Source organism: Mesorhizobium newzealandense (genome assembly GCF_042682145.1).
In the GTDB taxonomy this organism is placed as follows: Bacteria; Pseudomonadota; Alphaproteobacteria; order Rhizobiales; family Rhizobiaceae; genus Mesorhizobium; species Mesorhizobium newzealandense.
This window is the reverse complement of record NZ_JBHUGZ010000012.1, coordinates 273,414-294,382: the sequence shown is the minus strand read 5'-3', so window position 1 is coordinate 294,382 and position 20,969 is coordinate 273,414. Positions and strand designations below refer to the sequence as shown.

The window sequence follows — 20,969 nt, the reverse complement described above, 5'->3', positions numbered from 1 at the left end:
AGAGCGCATTGCGCCGCGGCCAACAACGCGGCGAGCCTCCATGATTGTTTCACCCCGATTGGATCGCGAAGCAAACTCCAGCGCAGACGTCCGACGTTGTTGACCCAGTGACGCCAGACGACACGGATCATGCCGTCTCAAGCACGTCGGTCCATCTCGGCAAACTGCGTCCCGACGCGATCGAGGAAGAGGACGTCGGCGACGGCACCGTGCCAACGTGGAGCGGCTTCACGTCCTCTCTGCAACGGCAGTTCGTGGGTGGCGAGCACGGGACCATTTATGTACGCACTCCACTAAAGTATCGTCGGCGCTTGCGTGCCCTCGTTGCGCGGCCGCCACGTCTGCCGGTGCTGAATGCGGGAGGCTACAGCCTTCAAGCTGTTTGAATATTCCAGATCGTCTAATTTCAGCTCACAGGAGTAGACCACCGTCTGGCGCATCGCAACGATCACGTGGTCCTCGCAGTCGTGCTCGGCCTCGGCCGCCCGCATCCTGAGTTGTTGCCCGCTCCGCCGCAGAATTGGTCGCAAATACGCCCGGGGTATTCTTCAAGCTCTCGCTTCATCGCCTCCGGCATCGGCACGAGCGGCGGCGTGGCGTTGCCCTGCACGATGCCGCGGCGTCTCGAAGTTCGAGTCGGCGCCAGCGCGTTCGCCGGCGATGTTACTCGAACGTTATCCACGGCACGCCTTGAACCAAGCGCCCACCGTGTGAACAGGAATCTCCCATCCGCGCAATCCTCTTGCCGTTGATCCGCGCGATTGAAGAGCCTTCTTTAATGCTGTCGGAGGTTGTCGGCGCGCCGGAACATAGGCATCTGTCGCTCACGGTGGCGATTGGAACGCCCTCCACGCAGACAAAATTCTGACCGGTCAAGATCACGGGGCCGCCGATATGCGGCCGTGGTCCAGGCTCGACCAGGGGGCAGATATGCATGTGGCCTTTGAGGCTAACAAGTTGTCCAACCATGTCCATCTTCTCAGTCCCGTCCCATTATGCTCCCAGAAAGTTGATCGAGATCCACAGGAGCCATCCGGCGATTTCAAGATGAGCTGATGGCACGACGACCCTTCTCGACTTCGACGGAGCCCGGACGCCGCGGGCTAGGGCATGACCCATTCGACCAGACATTTCCGAGCTGTTCAGGACGCGAATGACCGACGCGAGAACACCACGAGACATTTGCCAACAGCGGTGACATGATCAAGCTTTCGTGCTCCATCAGTTCGTACCGGCAACGCGGCCGGAGGCCGCCCGATTGCAAGACTTGAATTACCCTGGGCGGAAAAACCCCAAGTGAATGGGTTTAGTTCCTAGGACACAGGGCTGCCAGGGCGGCAGCCCGAGCCCACGGATGGACAAGACCTTCAGCAATAGCAGCGAGACGCTGCTGTAGCGCGGGCGGAAACGCTCCCACGCTTGCTCCAAGGACCCGCGCGGCCGCGACACGGTTGTCCGGGTCGTTAAGACTCTCGGCGAAGGTGACCAGGCGCTCCTGTAGCTCGGGCGGAAGCAATCCCGCGCTCTCTCCGAGGCTTAGCAGCGCAGTGACACGATCGTGTGGGTCGTTAAGATTCTCGGTGAGCACAACGAGGCGCTCCTGTAGCTCGGGCAGAAGCGATCCCGCGCTCTCTCGGAAGCTTTGCAGCGCATTGACACGATGGCGTTGGTCGTTAAGATTCTCGGCGAGCACAACGAGGCGCTCCTGTAGCTCGGGCAGAAGCGATCCCGCGCTCTCTCCGAGACTTTGCAGTGCAATGACGCGATGGCTTTGGTCGTTAAGATTCTCGGCGAGCGCGACGAGGCGCTCCTGTAGCTCGGGCACAAGCTTTCCTACGGCTGGTTTCAGGGCTGCGAGGGCCGAGGAGTAATCTTCGAGGTCAGGGTTCACGACGAGGTCGACGAGGCGCCGCTGGAGCGTGGGCGCAAGTCCTTCGACGCCCACTGCGAGGCCCAGCAGAGCTGTGACGCGATGCTCGTACTGGGCGAGCCCCTCGGCGAGCACGACGAGGCGCTGCTGTGGTCCGGGCGCAAGCGATCCTAGGTTCGTTCCGATGCCCCGCAGGGCTTTAGCGCGAAGCTCGGGATCGACAAACGCCTCGGCGAGCCTGACGAGGCGCTGCTGTAGTGCAGGCGCAAGCTCTCCTAGGTTCGGTCCGATGTCCTCCAGGGCTTGAGCGCGATGCTCGGGATCGACAAGCCCTGCTGCGAGGTCGACCACACGCTGCTGGAGCGCGGGCACAAACTCTCCCCCGCTTATCCCGAGGGCTGACAACACCGAGACGCGGTCTTCCGAGTTGAGCTCCTCGACGCGATCGACGAAACGCTGCTGGAGCGCCGGCACAAGCCGTCCCACACCCATTGCCAGACCAGCGAGGGCAGCGACGCGAAGCTGGGGATCGCCAACCCCCTCGGCAAGTTCGATGAGACGCTGCTGGAGTATGGGCGTAAAGTCACCCACGGCCAGCCCGAGGTCATCCAAGGCCGAGAAGCGAAGTTCGGGGTCAAGCGCCTCGGCGCGATCAATGAGACGCTGCTGGAGCGCAGGCGCGAGCCCTCCCACCCCTTGTCTGAGGGCTGCCAGGGCATCGACGCAGTGCTCTTCGTCGTCAAGTCCTTCGGCGACCTCGACGAGGCGCTGCTGAAGCGTGGGCGCGAGCCCTCCCAGCCCCCCGCCGAGGGCTTGCAGGGCAAAGACGCGGTGCTCGGGGTTGTTAAGTCCTTCGGCGATGGCAACGAGCTGCTCCTGCTGCACGCTGGTCAGGCAATTGAAATTGGATGCCAGAGATTCCAACGCGCCGGCAGCCATTAGTCCGACATAGGGATTCGCGACTCCTGGCTGCGGGACCATTAACCTGCTCCAGACGGCCTGAACCCGGATTGCCATCTGGCGCCGTTGTTCCAACGCCGCGGACATTTGGACAGCAGCACGCAGCTCGCCGTCTGTCTGCGACACCGCCAGCAGATCGATCGGGCTGAGCCTTTCCGCAATCGCGCCGAGTAACTCCGGGAGCAGCCCCGTTATTCCTGTTACCTGTTGGAGCCAGTGGTCCAGTTGTGGCATCATTTCGCTTGGTGTCCTCACTCACAACTTCGAGCCTTTGGTCCGGAGCACTTGGCATCAGCGCGACTTGATCTCGCGGGCCAGTTCGTCCTGAGCTGGGCCCAAACGCCAGCTCCACATGGCCGTCGCCGGTCGGGCGCGCCTCGTTGAGCGTTGGCTACGCGGCTTTCAACTCCTTGCCCATCGCCTCACCAGCCGCTCCTGCCGGGCCGACTACTGTCCCCAACTCTCCCTGTCTCCTAGCCGGCAAAACGGCATTTCTTTGTTTAGCTGCGATGTGCTGAAGCGTCCCATATAAAACGGATATGCCATCATGCGCGTTCGAGAGCATTCAGCAACGCCGGATCCAGCGGGTGATAGAGCTCTTATGCATAATGGTCAGTATGAATAGGTTGGACGCCCAAGTGTGAAGGCTTTGATTTGCGACCATCAGCTCGTCGTGGCGAGTGGATGGTGTGGGGATGAAGTCGGTGGATACGATTGCCCGGGTTCGGCGCGCCTTCCATGTGCAGGGATGGTCTCTCAAGCGGATTTGCCGCGAACTGCATGTGTCGCGGAACAAGTCCGCAAGATACTCAGGTCCGATGAGACATCGTTCTCCTACGAACGCGAGCGGCAGCCCAAGCCCAAGATCGGTCCGTGGCAGGATCAGCTTGACGGGTTTTTGAATGGCAACCGTGGCAAGACGGCGCGCGAGCAGCCGACACTGATCCGGATTTACGAAGAGCTTTGCAGCCTCGGCTACGAGGGAGGCTATGACGCCGTCCGTCGATACGCGAAGAACTGGGCGAAGGCACAGGGGTCGGCGATGGCGGACGCCTATGTGCCGCTGTTCTTCGCGCCGGGCGAGGCCTACCAGTTCGACTGGAGCCACGAGATCGTCCTGATCAATGGCGTGACGGTGACCGTGAAGGTCGCCCATGTCCGGCTCTGCCACAGCCGCATGATGTTCGTCGGGACTGTCAGGAATTTCGTGTGCGGGCGGGCGGTTGAACATTACGCCGCCATGGCCTTGATGAAGCGCTCGCCGAAGATGACGGCGAACTGGGCCTTGGCCATTGTCCACTCGCGTGGCGGCATTTTCCACTCTTTCTCGGATCGGTTCAAGATCAGGTAGAGCAACTTGGTTGCCGCATCGTCGCTTGGGAAGTGGCCCCTGGCCCTGACAGCCCGCCTGAGCTTCGAGTTCAACGCCTCTATTGAGTTCGTAACCGGTATGAAGATGGCGGTGCCGATGTCCGGCTGCGGTTTTCGTGATCGCGGCGTATGGTGCGACCATCCGGGACAGAGGCACCGGGAGCACGAAGGTGCGGGCAGGCCGATCTTGTACGTTGAGCTGCGAGCTCGTGTTAGTAGATGGCCGCCTCTGCGACTCGCCCGGTTGCGCTGAGAGCGCGGATCCGTAGTTGTCGTGTCGCCCGCCGCTCCCCTCTGACTGATCGAGAGGAGGTAGGAATGCGACGTGTAATTGGAATCGACACCCACCGCACCTTTGGCGAGGTGGTGATCTGGGAAGATGGTCGACTGCGGCATGTGGGCCGGGTCGATATGACGCGAACCGCGCTGGAAGGCTTCGGCAAAACCCTTCTGGCCGACGACGAGGTGGTCATCGAGGCCACTGGCAACTGCATGGCGGTCTCTCGGGTGCTGTCGCCATTCGTGAAGCGGGTGGTGATCGCCAACGCGCTGCAGGTCAAAGCGATCGCGCACGCTCATGTGAAGACCGACAAGATCGACGCCGGCACGCTGGCCAGCTTGTACGCAGCCGGCTACCTGCCGGAGATCTGGACACCGGATGCCGCCACGGAGCGGATGCGCAGACTGGTCGCGCGGCGCTACCAGGTCGTGCGGCATCGGACCCGGATCAAGAACGAGGTACATTCGATCCTCTACGCCCACCTGATTCCGCGGTGCCCCCATGCCGACCTGTTCGGGCGCCTCGGTCGTGCCTGGCTCACCCGTCAGCCGGTGCCGGATGACGAGCGCGCCGCAATCCAGCGCCATATCCGGGAACTGGACAGGCTGGGTGACGATCTCCGCGTACTTGACCGGGAGATTGCCGAGAGCGCGCTCGATGATGCGGTGATCAAACGGCTGCTCACAATCACTGGCGTCAATCTCGCAGTGGCCGGCGGGCTAGTGGCGGCTGTCGGTGACATCGGCCGTTTTTCCAGCCCGCAAAAACTGGTGAGCTATTTCGGCCTGAACCCACGCGTGCGCCAGTCGGGGCTCGGCGCGGCCCATCACGGGCGGATCAGCAAGGTCGGACGCAGCCATGCCCGCGCGATGCTGGTGGAAGCCGCCTGGGCGGCCGCCGAGACGCCGGGGCCGCTCCATGCGTTCTTTGTCAGCATCCGGGCCCGGCGCGGCCATCAGGTTGCCGCCGTCGCCGTGGCGCGCAAGCTGACGGTGCTCGTCTGGCATATGTTGACGAAGGAGGCGGACTACCTCTGGGCGCGACCCAGTCTGGTTGCACACAAGATGCGCAGCATGGAACTGCAGGCCGGCAAGCCGCAGAAGAAGGGCAACAGCCGCGGACCGACCTATGCCTACAATGTCAAGGAGCTGCGGAACCAGGAGATGCGCGTCGCCGAGCAGGCCCAGAAAGGATACGAACACTTCGTTGAGGCTTGGCGCCCGCGCCTGCCAAAGGAAAAGGCGCGCGGGCGCCTCAGTCCGGCAAGGCTCGAATAAGGCGGCCCGGCGGCGCTTTCAGCCGATGCACCACGCTTCGCCACGAGGTCGCCCGCGCACGAAGACAATAGCTGACTGCGTCGGGTATTTCCAGTTGCGCCAGCCCTTCGGGGGCGCCTTGCACCCCGATCCGATCGGGAGCATGCCGCCGTGCTCGGGCCGATCAAGGCCAAGCCTTGCGGTGGCCGCGTAAAACGCGGCCACCCTTGACTGCTCCTGCGCGCGGCGGCTGTGAAATGGGGCGGTCGGGACGGAAGAACACCAGCGATGCGGTCGAACCAAAGAACATACTCGGGGAGGTTCCAGGGCTCGTCACAAAATAGCGCTTGTCGATCTCATCCGTGGTGTAAATGATCCGACGGACGTCGTCAGGGAACGCGAAGAATGGAATGACCTCGCCCCAGGCGCGCCGCCAGCTCTGGCCGATGGCGGGATAGCGCTGGCCCCAAGGGCCGGCCTCGAACGTCGCCAGCGCCTTTTCGGCGGCATCGGCATCGACGGCGCGGTAGATTTCCTTGAGTGCGCTGGCGAGGCTCTTGCGGTCTTTCCAGGACACGAAGTCCATCGAGTTGCGCAGCAGGTGGACGATGCACGTCTGGACGATCGCCTCCGGTAACACTGCGGTGATCGCGTCCGGGAAGCCTTTCAGGCCATCGACAACAGCCAGAAGGATATCCTCCGTGCCACGGTTCTTGAGCTCGTTCATCACCCGCAGCCAGAACTTGGCACCTTCATTCTGCTCGAGCCAGAGGCCCAGCACCTCCTTTGCACCATCGGCGCGCACACCCAGTGCGATATGGATGGCCTTGTTGCGGACCATCCCTTCATCGCGGATCTTGACCCGGATCGCATCGAAGAAGACCAGCGGGTAAATCGGATCGAGCGGCCTTTGCTGCCAGGTGGCGACTTCGTCGAGCACGGCGTCCGTCACCGTTGAGATCAGGTCCGCCGACACTTCGATGCCGTACAGATCGCGCAGGTGCCCGGTGATCTCCCGGGTGCTCATGCCGCGCGCGTACATCGATACGATCTTGTCATTAAAGCCGGGAAAACGGCGCTGGTACTTGGCGATCAGCTGCGGATCGAAACTCGACTGGCGGTCGCGCGGAACATCGATATCCAGCTTGCCGGTCTCGGTCGTCACAGTCTTGCGGCCATAGCCGTTACGCGTATTGCCAGCGTCTTCGCCGCTCGCCAGATGATGGTCCATCTCCGCGTTCAGCGCGCGCTCCGTCAGAGCCTTCTTGAGCGTATCCAGCAGGCCGCCCTGTTCGAAGGGTCGACCTGTGCCTCTTTACGAGCAGGTGCTTCTGCAACGCGACGGCTACGCGCTAATCATGCTCTCCCGTGATGTACCCGCGGGAAATGACCTCTTCAGAGCGGCTTAAACGCCGTCTGAATCCCGATCGATAGTGCGGTCAGAAAGAAGCCGCAAATCTATTCGTTGCGATCGCCGAGGAGGTCGCCGCGCTTTTTGTATGTGATGTCGTGCCGGTGAAGGTGCTCCGGCTTTCGTGCAGCATACGGGAGCGTTGGCAGAATGCGCGGCGCGGAAGGAGAGTGCCGCGATATCGGATAAATAACCGAAATATCTTTACTTTTTGCACGTTTTGCGTGACAATCACGTTTAAACAGGAAAGTCGTAGCTATGTTGTTGGAATTTCGGATAAAGAACTTTCGTTCGTTCCGGGACGAGGCTGTTCTACGCATGACGGCGAGCAGCGACACTTCGATGCAGGCCACCCATACGCGTGAGACCGGACTGGAAAAGGCCAAGCGCGTGGTAAACGCGGTTGCCATCTTCGGAGCCAACGCTAGCGGCAAGACCAATGTGGTGCGCGCTCTTCAATTCATGCAGCTCATGGTCGCAACCTCTAACCAAGTCCAGCCGGATCAAGAGAGCAATCTGTCGCCGTTCGCGCTGCGTCCAGAGGCCGCGAGCTATCCGACGCTGTTGGAGATGACGTTCCTAATCGATGGGGTGCGGTACCAGTACGGCTTCGAGTTCACACGTCGCGCGATCATTGAGGAATGGCTCCAAGTCTACGAGACTGCCAAGCCGCAGGTCTGGTTTCATCGCAAGCGCGATGAGAAGACGGGAAAATATAGGTACACCTACAGTGACTATTTCCTTGGCCAGAAAAAGGTGTGGGAGGGCGCCACGCGCAAGGAAGTGCTCTTCCTAACCACGGCGGTTAATCTCAACAACGAACAGTTGCGCCCGCTCTACCAGAAGTTCGTCGACGATATGGCGGTTTCCCTCCAAGGCGGCGCGATCGGGACCGATTTCACCGCCAACTATGTCCAGGATTCCGGGAGCCAGCGGCGCGTGGTGTCGTTACTCTCTGCCGCTGACACTGGGGTTTCCAGCTTGGCCTTTGACAAGAGACGTGGGCAGCAGTTGCAGGTGAATCTGGCAAGCGGCCTGCACGAAACATCTGAGGTGGAATTCAATATGCCGCAGCTGGGTCACTTGGCCAACGGTGTGACCTATCCCTTGGACTTCCAGGACGAGTCATCCGGGACTCAGATTATTTTCAGCCTGGCGGGACCGGTGCTCGACATTCTTCAGCGCGGTCGATTGCTGGTGGTCGACGAACTTGACCGAAGCCTGCATCCGTTGTTGGTGCAGCAACTGGTCGCAATGTTTAACGATCCTCAGCAGAACCGGCATGGCGCCCAACTGATCTTTACCACTCACGATGTCTCACTCCTCGACAGCAAACACCTGCGCAGAGACCAGATCTGGTTCGCGGAAAAGGACCAGGGGCAGGCTTCACATTTCTTCCCGCTCCTCGACTTTTCGCCGCGGAAGGGTGAGGCCCTGGAAAAGGGCTATCTGGGCGGACGCTACGGTGGCATACCGATCCTGGAACCGTTGCAGGACTAGCCTATGGAGAGACGAGCACGTTCTGAATCATCGCTCCGCCGCACTCAGGGCCGCAAGAAGAGCTCGCCGCGCATTCTCATTGTCTGCGAGGGCGAAAAGACCGAGAGAAACTATTTCAATGCGATACGACGCGAACGGCGTCTCAGCGGCGCACGCGTGCAAATCTTGCCGTCAGATTACGGGACGGATCCTCTCAGCGTAGTGAATTATGCCCTAGACAAATTCCTCGCCGAGGGGAGGGCGTTCGACGAAGTCTATGCCGTTTTCGATCGCGACGATCACCATACCTACAACAATGCTTTGGACCGGGCGTCCGCGCTCAACAACAGCTATAAGAATGAGGCGGGCGTCCGTGTCCCTTTCGCGGCCGTCCCATCCGTGCCGAATTTCGAGCTATGGCTGCTACTCCATTTCAAAAGCGTTCTGGCACCCATACACCGAACTGAGGTTTACGCCGAACTGAAGAAGCCTGCCTTTTACCCGACCTACGCGAAAAACAGCGCCACAGTCTACGATGATACCAAGGGCAATATCGGGACTGCTACGCAGCGTGCGACGCACCTTCGGGAATCATTCAATCCGGCCGACGGGTCTGACCCGTACACAGACATCGACCTAGTCGCCAACAAACTCCTATCGATCCCTGTACCGTGGGGATAACCACCTTCCAAATCGTGGTCATGTTCGGTCTTCCCCTGGATGGGAGGCCGACTTCGATTACGACGCCCGTACTCGCCATTGGGTGGACTGCGCCGCCATGCGCCTCAGCAATTACCTTTGAGCACCGATCATCTCAACCCAATGGTGCGTGCCTGGTCGAACGTGACAAAGCCTGAGTGTCTGCTCCAAAAAGAAGTGAGTGATTTCAGCGGGTTGTGATTCTGTCGGATTGCTGAGATTCGACGGAGATCATGATGCCCTGGACCGAAACCACTCGCCCTCACTATGAACGGCGCTGCCCGCGCTACGCAAGCGACCTGACGGACGCGGAGTGGGCGCTGATCGAGCCGCTGATGCCGGCGCCGAACCGGATCGGCCGGCCCCGCAAGACGGACCTGCGCGAGGTCGTGAACGCACTGCTTTACATGGCGTCGTCGGGCGGAGCATGGCGGCTTCTGCCGAAGGACTTCCCACCGTTCTCGACGGTGCAGAAATACTTCTGGCGCTGGCGGGACGAAGGATTGCTGCGCGCCATCAACAATGAACTCGTCATGGCGGCGCGCGAACGGGAAGGCCGGGAAGCGAGCCCGTCCGCCGGCGTCATCGACAGTCAGTCGGTCAAGACCACCGAAAGCGGCGGAATACGAGGCTTCGACGCCGGCAAGAAGATCATGGGCCGCAAGCGCCACATCGTCGTCGACACGCTGGGCCTGCTGGTCGGCGTCGTCGTTCACGCCGCCGACATTCAAGACCGCGACGGCGCGCCGGCCGTCCTGAAATCCATACTCAAGCGCTGGCCGTGGCTGCGCCATGTCTTCGCCGACGGCGGCTATGCAGGGCCGAAACTGCGGGGTGTCCTGCAAAAGATCGGCAAGTTCACGATGGAGATCATCAAGCGATCGGACAGCGCCAAAGGCTTCGAGATTCTGCCACGCCGATGGGTCGTTGAGCGGACCTTCGCATGGCTGGGTAGGTGCCGTAGGCTGGCCAAGGACTTCGAGCGATCCATCGAATCCGCACAGGCCTGGGTCCTCATCGCAAACATCCGCATGCTTACCCGACGGCTCGCAAGGGCCTGAAAACACGGCGGTCATTCCGATTCAGACACTGAGGCTAGTTTGCATTACACAAATCCTTGCACACAACTAAAAAATGCGAAATATCGCTTTGTAAGCAATGGGTTGTGAAAAGGACATTCGGTCTTCTGGACCGAAGCGCACTGCAACGTGCGGCCGCGAGCCGTCTCGGCGACGCTGACTGTCATGTTATGCCTCGGCGTGTGTATCGGCGCGCAAGAGGACATCGTCAAAAATAACGCCGGCCTCATGGCTAATGGCTGACAGGGCGACTTGATAGCGTGCATATTCACCGGGCGCAAATTCCACTCCGAACCGATCGACGACGTCTTTCTGGGAAAGCCTGAAGCCGTAGGTGCGTAGGGACCGGCGACCGTTGGTATCGCGCGCCGAGACCGCAACCACCTTCCAGAAGACGAGAGGATACTGCACCACGCCGGTTCCAAAATCCTCAGACGGATCGTTCGCCTCCAAGATCGGTCCCGCTATGATGCAGGCGCGCGTGTCACCTGATTGTAAGTCGCGTTGAATGTGGTTTTCGAAACCGCCCCACAAGCCTTGAACTCCCGGCCATTGCTTTCCCGGTTGGGAGCGGTTGAAGGCCGCGTGCTGGGGCGTACAATTTGAGAAGTGAAACGTGTCGGAATTGGCAAACTCGATTTCCGTCGGCGTATCACCCCAGGCATTGTCTTCCCTGCGCACGATATGGCCTCGGTCGATCTGTTTGGCGGGCTCATAGATGTCGGGATCGCCCAACTGGTATTTCTGGGGGATTCGCGGGTCAAACACCCAACGATCTTGACCGAAGAAGGCGCGGCCGCTGGAGGTCCTTTTCGATGCATCGTAGTCGACATTTACCGCCGACCACATCTGCATGCGCCGGGAAGCGTTCATCGCCAGGCTGAAGTGGTGGTACTTGAGCACGACGATCTGGCCATTTTCCTTGTACATCTCCTGGTCCCGCTCCTGCAAAATGCGAGGCAGCGGCACCGCGATATCGTTTTCGAGAAAATCAGGGTTGTAGCCTTCTCGATCGTCGTAGTTGGGGTCGAAGCGCAGTGCCTTCTCGAGCGCCTCGTCTGCCGCGATCTCGGCCGTCGCCAATGGAAGCTGCGATGCCGGCACGCCGCTACCAATGAAAATCGTCACTGGTCCGGAAAAATTCATGGTAACGCCGCCCATTGCGTTTCCTTTCACGTTTGCGAAAATTTTGGAGGGATCAGGTAGCAGAGGACTAAGCGCTTCTGGCGCGCGAGGCGTCGCTAGCTTCGCGACCTCATCGGTAGGATCGGTCGTGTTGGCCAGCAATTCGACCAAAAGGCGTTTGGAGGAGGGCGTCGTCGGCACAAGTCCGCCGAAGGCCTTGACCAACGCACTTATGCGCACACCCTCATTCGCGATCCAGTCTATCCCCTCATCCGGCTGGCCAGGTGACCATGCCGAACCGTCCTTATTGAGAATAGTATTGCCTCGCATTTTCGGGATTGAGGCGTGGTGCAAACCGACTACCTCCCATATTTCCGAGGAGCAGGGTGAGCCCGACGATCCACCCTCAGTGTCGGTCTCGTACCGGAGGAAACCGTCGTCCCGCAGTTCGAGCAGCCGGCAATTCTCCATCGCATAGCGCTTTGGCCCGCCATCAGGATATTCGATCATCCGGATCGGCATTCCTGGCAGGATCTTTGACCGCGATCCATTGATCGCAAGGAAGTTGACGGAAGAAAGAAGCTCGCCAGTGACCGCCTTCGGCTTCACCGCGACGATCGCGAAATCGAGATCCTCCGCCGAGAAGAAAAGCGCATCCGGATCGAACTCAAAGATAATGCCTCGAGTGACACCCGATGCCGTTTGATCGTGAAGAAAGTTGGCGCCTGTTCCTCGAACCGAGCCGGGATCCGGAAACACATGCCAGTTGGTCAGAAGAATGTTGGGTGAAATCATGAACCCGGTCGCAAACCCGACAGGATCGACCTTCGGATCGACATTGACCACGATGCGCGCGACCGGCCGGCCAGCGGCTCGGGCAGCATCGTCCGGCGGCAAGGTGTACCAGTCAAGGGTGGGGCCGATCTTGCGCTCGACGAACACCGGGAGACGGCCTTGAGCCTTCAATTCGCTCGCCTGAACGAAGCTCGAACGGCGAGCGTCGTAGCGCGCCTGTTCCGATGGCGTCACTTGCGTCGTCGCAGGCGTCGGCGGCTGCGTTTTCCATCGCTTTGCCGCTGCAATCATTACCGCGAGGCGGCGCTCGTCGAATAAATTAGTCGCGGCCATGTAGGCTCTTCCTTCCAACGGCCTGAATAAGGAATGACGATGGACTTTGTTTGAGGATGGCGATTGAGAGTTTCGACTTCATACGACAAACGCTCAAGCGGCGGAATGTTTAAGCGGCTAACAACTTTTCACACGAAGGCCTTTCGACCAGCGATGATGCTCTGTCAATTTCTTAAAAAGTTCCAGCCTCCTCTTACATCACTATGCAACAAAGAGTAACGTATGGTCAATGTTAAGAATAGAGTTCTCAACTAAGTTCCTCGTGCGGGATCGCTTTTTCGGCTGTCTTTTGGCAGCAGGAGCTTCGACGCCGGCTTCCGCATGGGGACCTGAAGATCATTCGATCACGTAGAGATCACAAAGCGGTGACACGCCGCTTCAGCAGGTGCAAAGCATTCTTGGGGGAGACGTCCATGGCATCGCGTACCAGACCTGGCATGAAGTTGCGTGTCGCTTACTTAGCTGTCGCAACCCGCCGGTTCGTTCCGGTCCTTCTCATTTTACTTAGCGTGTCGGGCTGCGAAAAAAATCTCTTCCAGGCGCCGCCCCATGGTGGCACTGCCGATGTGCCGCCGGCTCTAACGTCGGACAGCGTTCTCACGCTGGTGGCACAAATCCCGTACGAGACGTTAGTGGGAGCGGCGCAATCGAAGATACCGCAATCCGTTCCAGTGCATGGAGATGGTCACATCGGATGTGTCGGCATTCCTCACATTGAAGGGGGGCATTTGGACCATCATACCGAATGTCGCTGGGTTGTCGGCGTGCGTGTTTGCGCCGAGGTACCAGATATTACCGCTCCGAGCATTGGCACTACGAACCAATGTGCCGACTATCATTGGCACGCTGATATCAAAACTGATGGCCCTCTTGTCGTGGCCCAGGCGGGCAATGGCGTTCACGTCGAACAGCCGCTGTTTGTCAGCGGTCAGGCCGGGGTCGGCGGCGACCTAGCCAGATTGCTTTCGCTTTCGGGAAAGAACTTCGAGGCTCGGCTGGTCCCCGGCGTCGATCTGCAGCTCGATATGAACGATAAGTGGTGCCCCGTGCTCTCGGGAACCCCAACCGGCAGATGCGCAAGCATGTCGCGGACCTGGAGAGCAGCACGATGGCGCGCTTTGAAGCATCGAAGACGAACAAGGTCCGCCGCTTCAAGGAGTTTTTTGACGGCGCCGCCAGTTGGAGCCGCGTCGAGCGCATCATCGCCCGCGTCGAGGTCGGCGCCCAAGGTGCCGATACCCGCTTCATCGTCACCAACCTTGCAAGTGGCAAGGCCAAGGCGCTCTACGAGGATGTCTACTGCCGGCGCGGCGCTGCCGAGAACCACATCAAGTCGTGGAAGACGCATCTCGCCGCCGACCGCACCTCCTGCACAAGAGCGACGGCCAACCAGTTCCGGCTATTCCTGCATGCCGGCGCCTACTGGCTGATGTGGGGCCTGCGCGCTGCGATGCCGAAACGCTCGAGCTTTGCCGTCGCCCAATTCGACACGCTGCGATTGCGCCTCATCAAGATCGCCGCCCGCGTAGTCGAGATGAAAACCCAGATCCGTCTGCACCTGCCGACATCCTGCCCCGACCAGTGTATTCTGCGCATCGTCCTCAGCCGCATCCTGCAACTCGCGACATAAACGATGGGGCGCAGACGTCCCGAAACAAACCCGCCGAACTCAACCCGCAAACCCCCGCCTTCCATCACGACGGATCATCGCCGGCGCCCGACGAGGCTTGTCAAAATGCACTCCGAGGGCGGCCAGCTCGCCATGCAGGCCGCCGAAAGCCGATCGCCGTGCATCAAGCGGGCTAGTAGCATGTGTACCAGATCGATGCTCTCGGAGTCCCTGGCGCCAGCGGCGCAGGGCAGGCGACCTGAAATCGTGAGGCTCGTCTGGTTGGCCTTCGCGCTTTCAGATCGTGACGGCATTTTCACGCGTATCGAGGCCGAGTCGGAGCACCTGTAACGGCCGTGGCTCATCAAGTGGCAGCGCAGGGGGTCCCGCATTGCGGACAGTACCGCTCGCCGTCGGTCTCCGGCCAGCACATGCGCTTGAACCATTTGTACGCCGTCTCCTCCCGGACCTTCGCCAAGTCCATGACGGTGAGTGTCGGCATCCCGGCGACAGCAGGAAATGCTGCCTTTCGGTTCGTTTTCGGACATCGCCATAGCTCAGCCCCTCCTCGGTTTGGACGGCGACTGAGCCGCGTATTTCCAAACCTCCGGACGGGATCGGGACGAGCAAACTTGACATCTTTGATAATTGCTATTATTATTGCACTTAAATTAGAATTATGGATATAAGTGCTATCATGATAACATTTAAAATGACATCGCCGAAGGAAATCATTGAAGGTGTCGCAACACGGATGAAGCGACGACGGATTGATGCCAATTTTACCCAACGAGAGCTGGCTTCCAAGGCTGGAGTTTCCTACGGCTCCCTGCGAGTTTTTGAAGAGACCGGCAGGGCGTCCTTTGAAGCTGTCGTAAAGCTCGCATTCGCTTTGGAGGCAGAAGCTGAATTTGAAAGCTTGTTTCCTTCACGACCTCCAAAGACACTTGAAGATGTCGTCGGGCATCCGGCTAGGATGAGAGTCCGCAAGAAATGAAGTTCAGGCCAATCAGAAAAGTGAAGGTGATTCTCGATCTCGAGGGTTCCCAACGAGATCTGGGAACGCTTGCCTGGAGTTCCGAGGAACGCCGAGCTTACTTTGAGTACGCAGCCGAATTCATAACCGCACCACTGCTAATTTCACCGTTCCATCTCGGATTGAAGGGAGGTCTTCTTCCAGCTCAGCATGAACCGTTCAATGGGCTGCATGGGCTCTTTAACGACAGCCTTCCAGATGGATGGGGACGCCTATTGCTGGATCGCTGCCTTCAAAAAGCGGGGGTGGACTACCATACGCTTACGGCTTTGGACCGCCTTTCTGCTGTGGGAACTTCCGGAATGGGAGCATTGGCTTTCGTTCCTGAACTTCCCGATGACAAGCATGGTGCAGGCGACTTGGACTGGTTCGTTGAGCAGGTTGAGCTTGTGCAAAAGGAGATGGACACTGCCGAGATTGACGCACTGCAGGGAGCTCAGGGCGGCTCCGCAGGCGCGCGTCCCAAGATCATGATCGGCTTGAACCCGGATCAGAATACCTTTGTGATCGATTACGGCCATCAATTGAAGCTTGGTCTCGAACGCTGGATGGTCAAATCGCGTAGCTCCGACGACCCAATAGATATCGGTGTCGAGGAGCAAGCTTATGCGCTCATGGCCCGTGCCGCCGGGTTGGAGATGGCTGATACGCGGGTGCTGCAGACAAAAAAAGGAAATCGTCTTTTCGCGACCAAGCGATTTGACCGCACATCGCATGGACGACTACATATGCATACTGCGAGCGGTCTTCTTTATGCCGACCATCGACAGGCATCACTTGACTACGGTTCGCTTCACAAACTGACGTACATGATGACTAGAGACAGCGCGGAGGTCCTCCGCATGTTCGGTCACATGGTTTTCAATGTGTATGCACGGAACCGAGATGACCATTCGAAGAACCATTCTTTCCTGATGGGATCGGATGGGCGGTGGAAACTCTCTCCGGCGTACGATCTGACCTTCTCGGCAGGCCCGGGAGGACAGCATAGCGCATCGATTGCAGGGGAGGGATTGAATCCAGGGCGGCAGCATTTGCTTGCCGTCGCTAATGGCGCTTCCATTTCCGAGCAGGAAGCGTTGAACGTGATTGAACGCATCCGATCTGCGGTCGATCGCTGGCCACTGTTCGCGGACGAAGCAGGTATATCCAGAGCACGAACCAATGAACTTGATCTGATCCTGAATGGACGGAGGCCTCAACCTGAACAGGCGAAACATCACGATACATCCGGTGACAATCTTGCTGGTTCCGAGCCCGTGTCGACACGAAAGAAAACGCGCAAGCGATGATGGGTACACTCCCCGTGGCCGCCGCCGTTGATGTCCTGAAGGCCCGTCTTGAGTGTTTGACATTGTAGGGGTCACAAGTTCGAACCTTGGTATCGCCCCACCATATTTTTCAATCAGTTACATGGAGCAAAATGTAACCGGGGCAGATTTCCGGGCGGAGGTGGGGTTTGCAGGGGGGCGGGTTTGTGATTCACCCTTTGCGTGACTCTGCCGCCGAATGATTCGCTTGAAGGCCTGTCGCTGGCGGAACTCCGCGGGCTGGTTGGGACGCTGCTCGGCGAAGTGCGGGGTCTTCACGGACAGGTCGAGAGCCTGCAGATGGAGAACCAGGCGCTGCGCGCCGACAACCAGAGCCTGAAGGACGAGATTAAGCGTCTGAAGGACCTGCCTCCGCGGCCGCCAATCAAGCCGTCCAAACCGTCGGGGATGGAGAAGGCGACGGGGGCGAAAGCGGCCAAGGGCAAGCGTCGGCGGCGCGGCGCCAAGCGCGACAGCGCTCGTGTGAGCCGCGAGGTGACGGTTGCGGTGAGCTCCCCTGCGGGCTCCCGCTTCAAGGGGTATGAGACGATCCTGGTGCGCGATCTGGTGTTGTCGGCCGAGGTGGTGCGCTACCGGCGCGAACGCTGGGTGAGCCCGAGCGGCGAGACGATCGTGGCGCCACTGCCGTCGGGGATTGTCGGCGGCTGGGGCGCGAACCTGCGCCGCTTCATCCTGGCCTGCCATATTCAGGGCCAAGTGACGACGGAGCGATTAACCGCACTCTTGACGGGCATTGGCGTCGACATCTCGAAGCGTCAGGTGGTGCGGCTGATTTCGGAGGGCCTCGAGGTCTTCGTTGCAGAGGATCGTGACGTGTTGCGCACCGGACTTGCCACGGCGCGCTGGATCACGGTCGATGATACGTCGGCGCGCCACGCCAACCAGGACGGCTACACCGCTCAGATCGGCGATGACCGCTTCACCGCGTTCCGCACCGGGCGATCGAAGTCACGGGGGGCGTTCCTGGCAACGCTGCGCGCCGGGCACGGCGATTACGTCATCAATGACGAGGCGTTGGCCTATATGCGCGGCCGCAACCTCGCTGGTCCGGTGATCGACCGGCTGGCGGCTTTCCCGCAAAAGGTGTTTGCCGACAGCGCCGCCTGGCAGGCGCATCTGGCAGCACTGGGCCTCGACCAGCTTGCGGTTGAGCCGAACCCGGTCAAGATTGCCACTGAGGGGGCGATGTGGGGGGCGATCCGCCATCATGGCTTTCTTGCCGACGCCGTTATCGTCTCCGATGACGCCGGCCAGTTCCGCATCGCCGACCATGCTCTGTGTTGGGTCCACGCCGAGCGGCTCGTCCACAAATTGGTGCCGATGACGCCAGACCAGCGCCAGGCCGTTGACGTCATGCGCCAGTTGATCTGGTGGTTCTATCACGACCTGAAGAGCTATCAGCGGTCACCTTGTCCGCGCCGCGCGGCGGCCTTGCGTGCCCGCTTCGACCGCCTGTTCAAACGACGAACCGGCTACGTCATGCTCGACAGGCTGCTCACCCGGCTTCACCGCCGCAAGCATGAACTCCTGCGCGTTCTCGATCGCCCCGAGATCCCACTCCACACCAACGGTTCGGAAAACGACATTCGCGCCGTGGTTATAAAACGCAAGATCTCCGGCGGGACCGTCAGTGACGCAGGCAGAGATGCCCGCGATGTCCTGCTCGGCCTGATGAAGACCTGCACCAAGCTCGGCGTCTCCTTCTTCGCCTACCTCGGCGACCGCCTTGGTATCCCCACACAAACCGCCGTTCTGCCGCTTCCCGATCTCGTCAGCCAAGCCGCTCCAGCCTGATCGCCCGGAAATCTGCCCCGGTTACGAGCAAAATGTAACCGGGGCAGATTTCCGGGCGGAGGTGGGGTTTGCAGGGGGGCGGGTTTGTGATTCACCCTTTGCGTGACTCTGCCGCCGAATGATTCGCTTGAAGGCCTGTCGCTGGCGGAACTCCGCGGGCTGGTTGGGACGCTGCTCGGCGAAGTGCGGGGTCTTCACGGACAGGTCGAGAGCCTGCAGATGGAGAACCAGGCGCTGCGCGCCGACAACCAGAGCCTGAAGGACGAGATTAAGCGTCTGAAGGACCTGCCTCCGCGGCCGCCAATCAAGCCGTCCAAACCGTCGGGGATGGAGAAGGCGACGGGGGCGAAAGCGGCCAAGGGCAAGCGTCGGCGGCGCGGCGCCAAGCGCGACAGCGCTCGTGTGAGCCGCGAGGTGACGGTTGCGGTGAGCTCCCCTGCGGGCTCCCGCTTCAAGGGGTATGAGACGATCCTGGTGCGCGATCTGGTGTTGTCGGCCGAGGTGGTGCGCTACCGGCGCGAACGCTGGGTGAGCCCGAGCGGCGAGACGATCGTGGCGCCACTGCCGTCGGGGATTGTCGGCGGCTGGGGCGCGAACCTGCGCCGCTTCATCCTGGCCTGCCATATTCAGGGCCAAGTGACGACGGAGCGATTAACCGCACTCTTGACGGGCATTGGCGTCGACATCTCGAAGCGTCAGGTGGTGCGGCTGATTTCGGAGGGCCTCGAGGTCTTCGTTGCAGAGGATCGTGACGTGTTGCGCACCGGACTTGCCACGGCGCGCTGGATCACGGTCGATGATACGTCGGCGCGCCACGCCAACCAGGACGGCTACACCGCTCAGATCGGCGATGACCGCTTCACCGCGTTCCGCACCGGGCGATCGAAGTCACGGGGGGCGTTCCTGGCAACGCTGCGCGCCGGGCACGGCGATTACGTCATCAATGACGAGGCGTTGGCCTATATGCGCGGCCGCAACCTCGCTGGTCCGGTGATCGACCGGCTGGCGGCTTTCCCGCAAAAGGTGTTTGCCGACAGCGCCGCCTGGCAGGCGCATCTGGCAGCACTGGGCCTCGACCAGCTTGCGGTTGAGCCGAACCCGGTCAAGATTGCCACTGAGGGGGCGATGTGGGGGGCGATCCGCCATCATGGCTTTCTTGCCGACGCCGTTATCGTCTCCGATGACGCCGGCCAGTTCCGCATCGCCGACCATGCTCTGTGTTGGGTCCACGCCGAGCGGCTCGTCCACAAATTGGTGCCGATGACGCCAGACCAGCGCCAGGCCGTTGACGTCATGCGCCAGTTGATCTGGTGGTTCTATCACGACCTGAAGAGCTATCAGCGGTCACCTTGTCCGCGCCGCGCGGCGGCCTTGCGTGCCCGCTTCGACCGCCTGTTCAAACGACGAACCGGCTACGTCATGCTCGACAGGCTGCTCACCCGGCTTCACCGCCGCAAGCATGAACTCCTGCGCGTTCTCGATCGCCCCGAGATCCCACTCCACACCAACGGTTCGGAAAACGACATTCGCGCCGTGGTTATAAAACGCAAGATCTCCGGCGGGACCGTCAGTGACGCAGGCAGAGATGCCCGCGATGTCCTGCTCGGCCTGATGAAGACCTGCACCAAGCTCGGCGTCTCCTTCTTCGCCTACCTCGGCGACCGCCTTGGTATCCCCACACAAACCGCCGTTCTGCCGCTTCCCGATCTCGTCAGCCAAGCCGCTCCAGCCTGATCGCCCGGAAATCTGCCCCGGTTACGAGCAAAATCAGGGTGTCTCCTTCCATGTAACTTTGGCGTAACCGGCTCATTCATTTCGTCGCTGTCCCTCCGCTGATGCCGGCGGCGCTGAGCCGCAGGACTTCGGCGACCGAGTATTCTGCCATACACATGCGCGCCTCGTTCACATTCCTGTGATTGAGCGAGCACGCCGGCGGCTCTGCCGCTGCCGACGGATGCGGGCCGACAGCGGACGCGCCGCTCCTGGACGGTCGAGCAGAAGCTGGCGATCATGCGCGAGGTGCAGGAGTCCGGTGATCCGGTGGCGGTTGTCGCGCGGCGTCACGACATGAACGCGAACCACTTGCACATCTGGATGAAGCAAACCCGGGAACGGAGATCGGGTGACCGATCCGAGACCCCACCAATCGCCTTCATTGAAATGGGTGTGGTCGCTGTCGGGGTGCCGGTCCCGCGCCTACGTCGACCGAAAACGGCGCTTGGCGGGTCAATGTTCATCTGTCCGCGTTGGCGCAAGTGGGCTAAGTACATCGCGACGAGATTGCAGCTTGTCGACGCCGAGTGAGACGGTGCCCCTGCCCGCCCACGTCTGGATCCGCTCCGATGTGATCAATGCCACTCTCATGATTGCTGACAATAGCCTTTGGCATAGGTTGCAGCCCGCCGGATCCGATCGGCGGCCGAGGTACTTGTACGGCGGATATGAGGTGCAAGAGGCGGGACTTGAACGTCGGTCAACAATCTCTCATCCGCGGGTCGAGCCGCATGACCTTGTTTCGTTTGGGGCTGCCTCTGTCTAGGT

12 protein-coding genes and 4 pseudogenes are annotated in these 20,969 nt (G+C 60.4%); 11 read left to right on the top strand and 5 right to left on the bottom strand.

All coding sequences use genetic code 11. The features are described 5' to 3' along the window. Positions 1–663: 663 nt before the first annotated feature. Both ACFSOZ_RS17885 and ACFSOZ_RS17880 read right to left on the bottom strand, forming a co-directional pair. The gene (locus ACFSOZ_RS17885) at positions 664–936 is read right to left on the bottom strand and encodes a PAAR domain-containing protein (protein ID WP_342586887.1); all 273 of its coding nucleotides are present in this window, start codon (positions 934–936) and stop codon (positions 664–666) included. 370 nt (positions 937–1,306) lie between these two features. Further along, entirely contained in the window at positions 1,307–3,067 is a 1,761-nt protein-coding gene (locus ACFSOZ_RS17880) for a hypothetical protein (RefSeq protein WP_379100249.1), read from the bottom strand. A gap of 458 nt (positions 3,068–3,525) precedes the next feature. Between ACFSOZ_RS17880 and ACFSOZ_RS17875 the strand changes: the two are divergent. After that, positions 3,526–4,019: pseudogene (locus ACFSOZ_RS17875) on the top strand (IS21 family transposase); the annotation flags it as partial. Between the two features lie 41 nt (positions 4,020–4,060). Here ACFSOZ_RS17875 and ACFSOZ_RS17870 read toward each other — a convergent pair. Next, positions 4,061–4,282, bottom strand: a pseudogene (locus ACFSOZ_RS17870) (transposase); the annotation flags it as partial. A 255-nt stretch (positions 4,283–4,537) separates the two neighbouring features. On the opposite strand from ACFSOZ_RS17870, the gene ACFSOZ_RS17865 reads away from it, so the two are divergent. Further along, on the top strand, positions 4,538–5,758 hold the full coding sequence (locus tag ACFSOZ_RS17865) for an IS110 family RNA-guided transposase (RefSeq protein ID WP_379100486.1): 1,221 nt from the start codon (positions 4,538–4,540) through the stop codon (positions 5,756–5,758). 328 nt (positions 5,759–6,086) lie between these two features. On the opposite strand, the pseudogene ACFSOZ_RS17860 reads toward ACFSOZ_RS17865, so the two are convergent. Then, positions 6,087–7,034: pseudogene (locus tag ACFSOZ_RS17860) on the bottom strand (IS256 family transposase); the annotation flags it as partial. 372 nt (positions 7,035–7,406) lie between these two features. On the opposite strand from ACFSOZ_RS17860, the gene ACFSOZ_RS17855 reads away from it, so the two are divergent. From ACFSOZ_RS17855 to ACFSOZ_RS17845, 3 genes are all read left to right on the top strand, one after another. Beyond that, complete coding sequence (locus ACFSOZ_RS17855; RefSeq protein ID WP_378976924.1) at positions 7,407–8,648, top strand: AAA family ATPase; 1,242 nt, start codon at positions 7,407–7,409, stop codon at positions 8,646–8,648. Positions 8,649–8,651: 3 nt separating this feature from the next. Then, positions 8,652–9,308, top strand: coding sequence for an RloB family protein (locus ACFSOZ_RS17850; protein ID WP_378924436.1), 657 nt, complete (start codon positions 8,652–8,654; stop codon positions 9,306–9,308). 254 nt (positions 9,309–9,562) lie between these two features. Beyond that, positions 9,563–10,387, top strand: a complete 825-nt coding sequence (locus tag ACFSOZ_RS17845) for an IS5 family transposase (RefSeq protein ID WP_378924035.1) — start codon at positions 9,563–9,565, stop codon at positions 10,385–10,387. A 186-nt stretch (positions 10,388–10,573) separates the two neighbouring features. Here the strand turns inward: ACFSOZ_RS17845 and ACFSOZ_RS17840 are convergent, their stop codons facing one another. Next, positions 10,574–12,658: a DNA/RNA non-specific endonuclease gene (locus ACFSOZ_RS17840; RefSeq protein ID WP_379100247.1), complete on the bottom strand. Its 2,085-nt coding sequence runs from the start codon at positions 12,656–12,658 to the stop codon at positions 10,574–10,576. Between the two features lie 1,051 nt (positions 12,659–13,709). On the opposite strand from ACFSOZ_RS17840, the pseudogene ACFSOZ_RS17835 reads away from it, so the two are divergent. The 6 genes and pseudogenes from ACFSOZ_RS17835 to ACFSOZ_RS17810 all read left to right on the top strand — a co-directional run. Next, a pseudogene (locus tag ACFSOZ_RS17835) lies at positions 13,710–14,288 on the top strand (transposase); the annotation flags it as partial. Between the two features lie 676 nt (positions 14,289–14,964). Further along, complete coding sequence (locus tag ACFSOZ_RS17830; RefSeq protein WP_245331287.1) at positions 14,965–15,264, top strand: helix-turn-helix domain-containing protein; 300 nt, start codon at positions 14,965–14,967, stop codon at positions 15,262–15,264. Then, positions 15,261–16,595 (top strand): type II toxin-antitoxin system HipA family toxin, encoded by a 1,335-nt coding sequence (locus ACFSOZ_RS17825; protein WP_379100245.1) that lies wholly within the window; start codon positions 15,261–15,263, stop codon positions 16,593–16,595. Before ACFSOZ_RS17830 ends, ACFSOZ_RS17825 begins: the two co-directional genes overlap by 4 nt. Positions 16,596–16,796: 201 nt before the next feature. Further along, a complete protein-coding gene (locus ACFSOZ_RS17820) occupies positions 16,797–18,428 on the top strand; it encodes an IS66 family transposase (RefSeq protein WP_379100243.1) in 1,632 nt (543 codons plus the stop codon). Between the two features lie 102 nt (positions 18,429–18,530). Beyond that, entirely contained in the window at positions 18,531–20,162 is a 1,632-nt protein-coding gene (locus ACFSOZ_RS17815) for an IS66 family transposase (RefSeq protein WP_379100243.1), read from the top strand. Positions 20,163–20,366: 204 nt separating this feature from the next. Beyond that, on the top strand, positions 20,367–20,732 hold the full coding sequence (locus tag ACFSOZ_RS17810) for a transposase (RefSeq protein ID WP_342586889.1): 366 nt from the start codon (positions 20,367–20,369) through the stop codon (positions 20,730–20,732). Positions 20,733–20,969 lie beyond the last annotated feature (237 nt).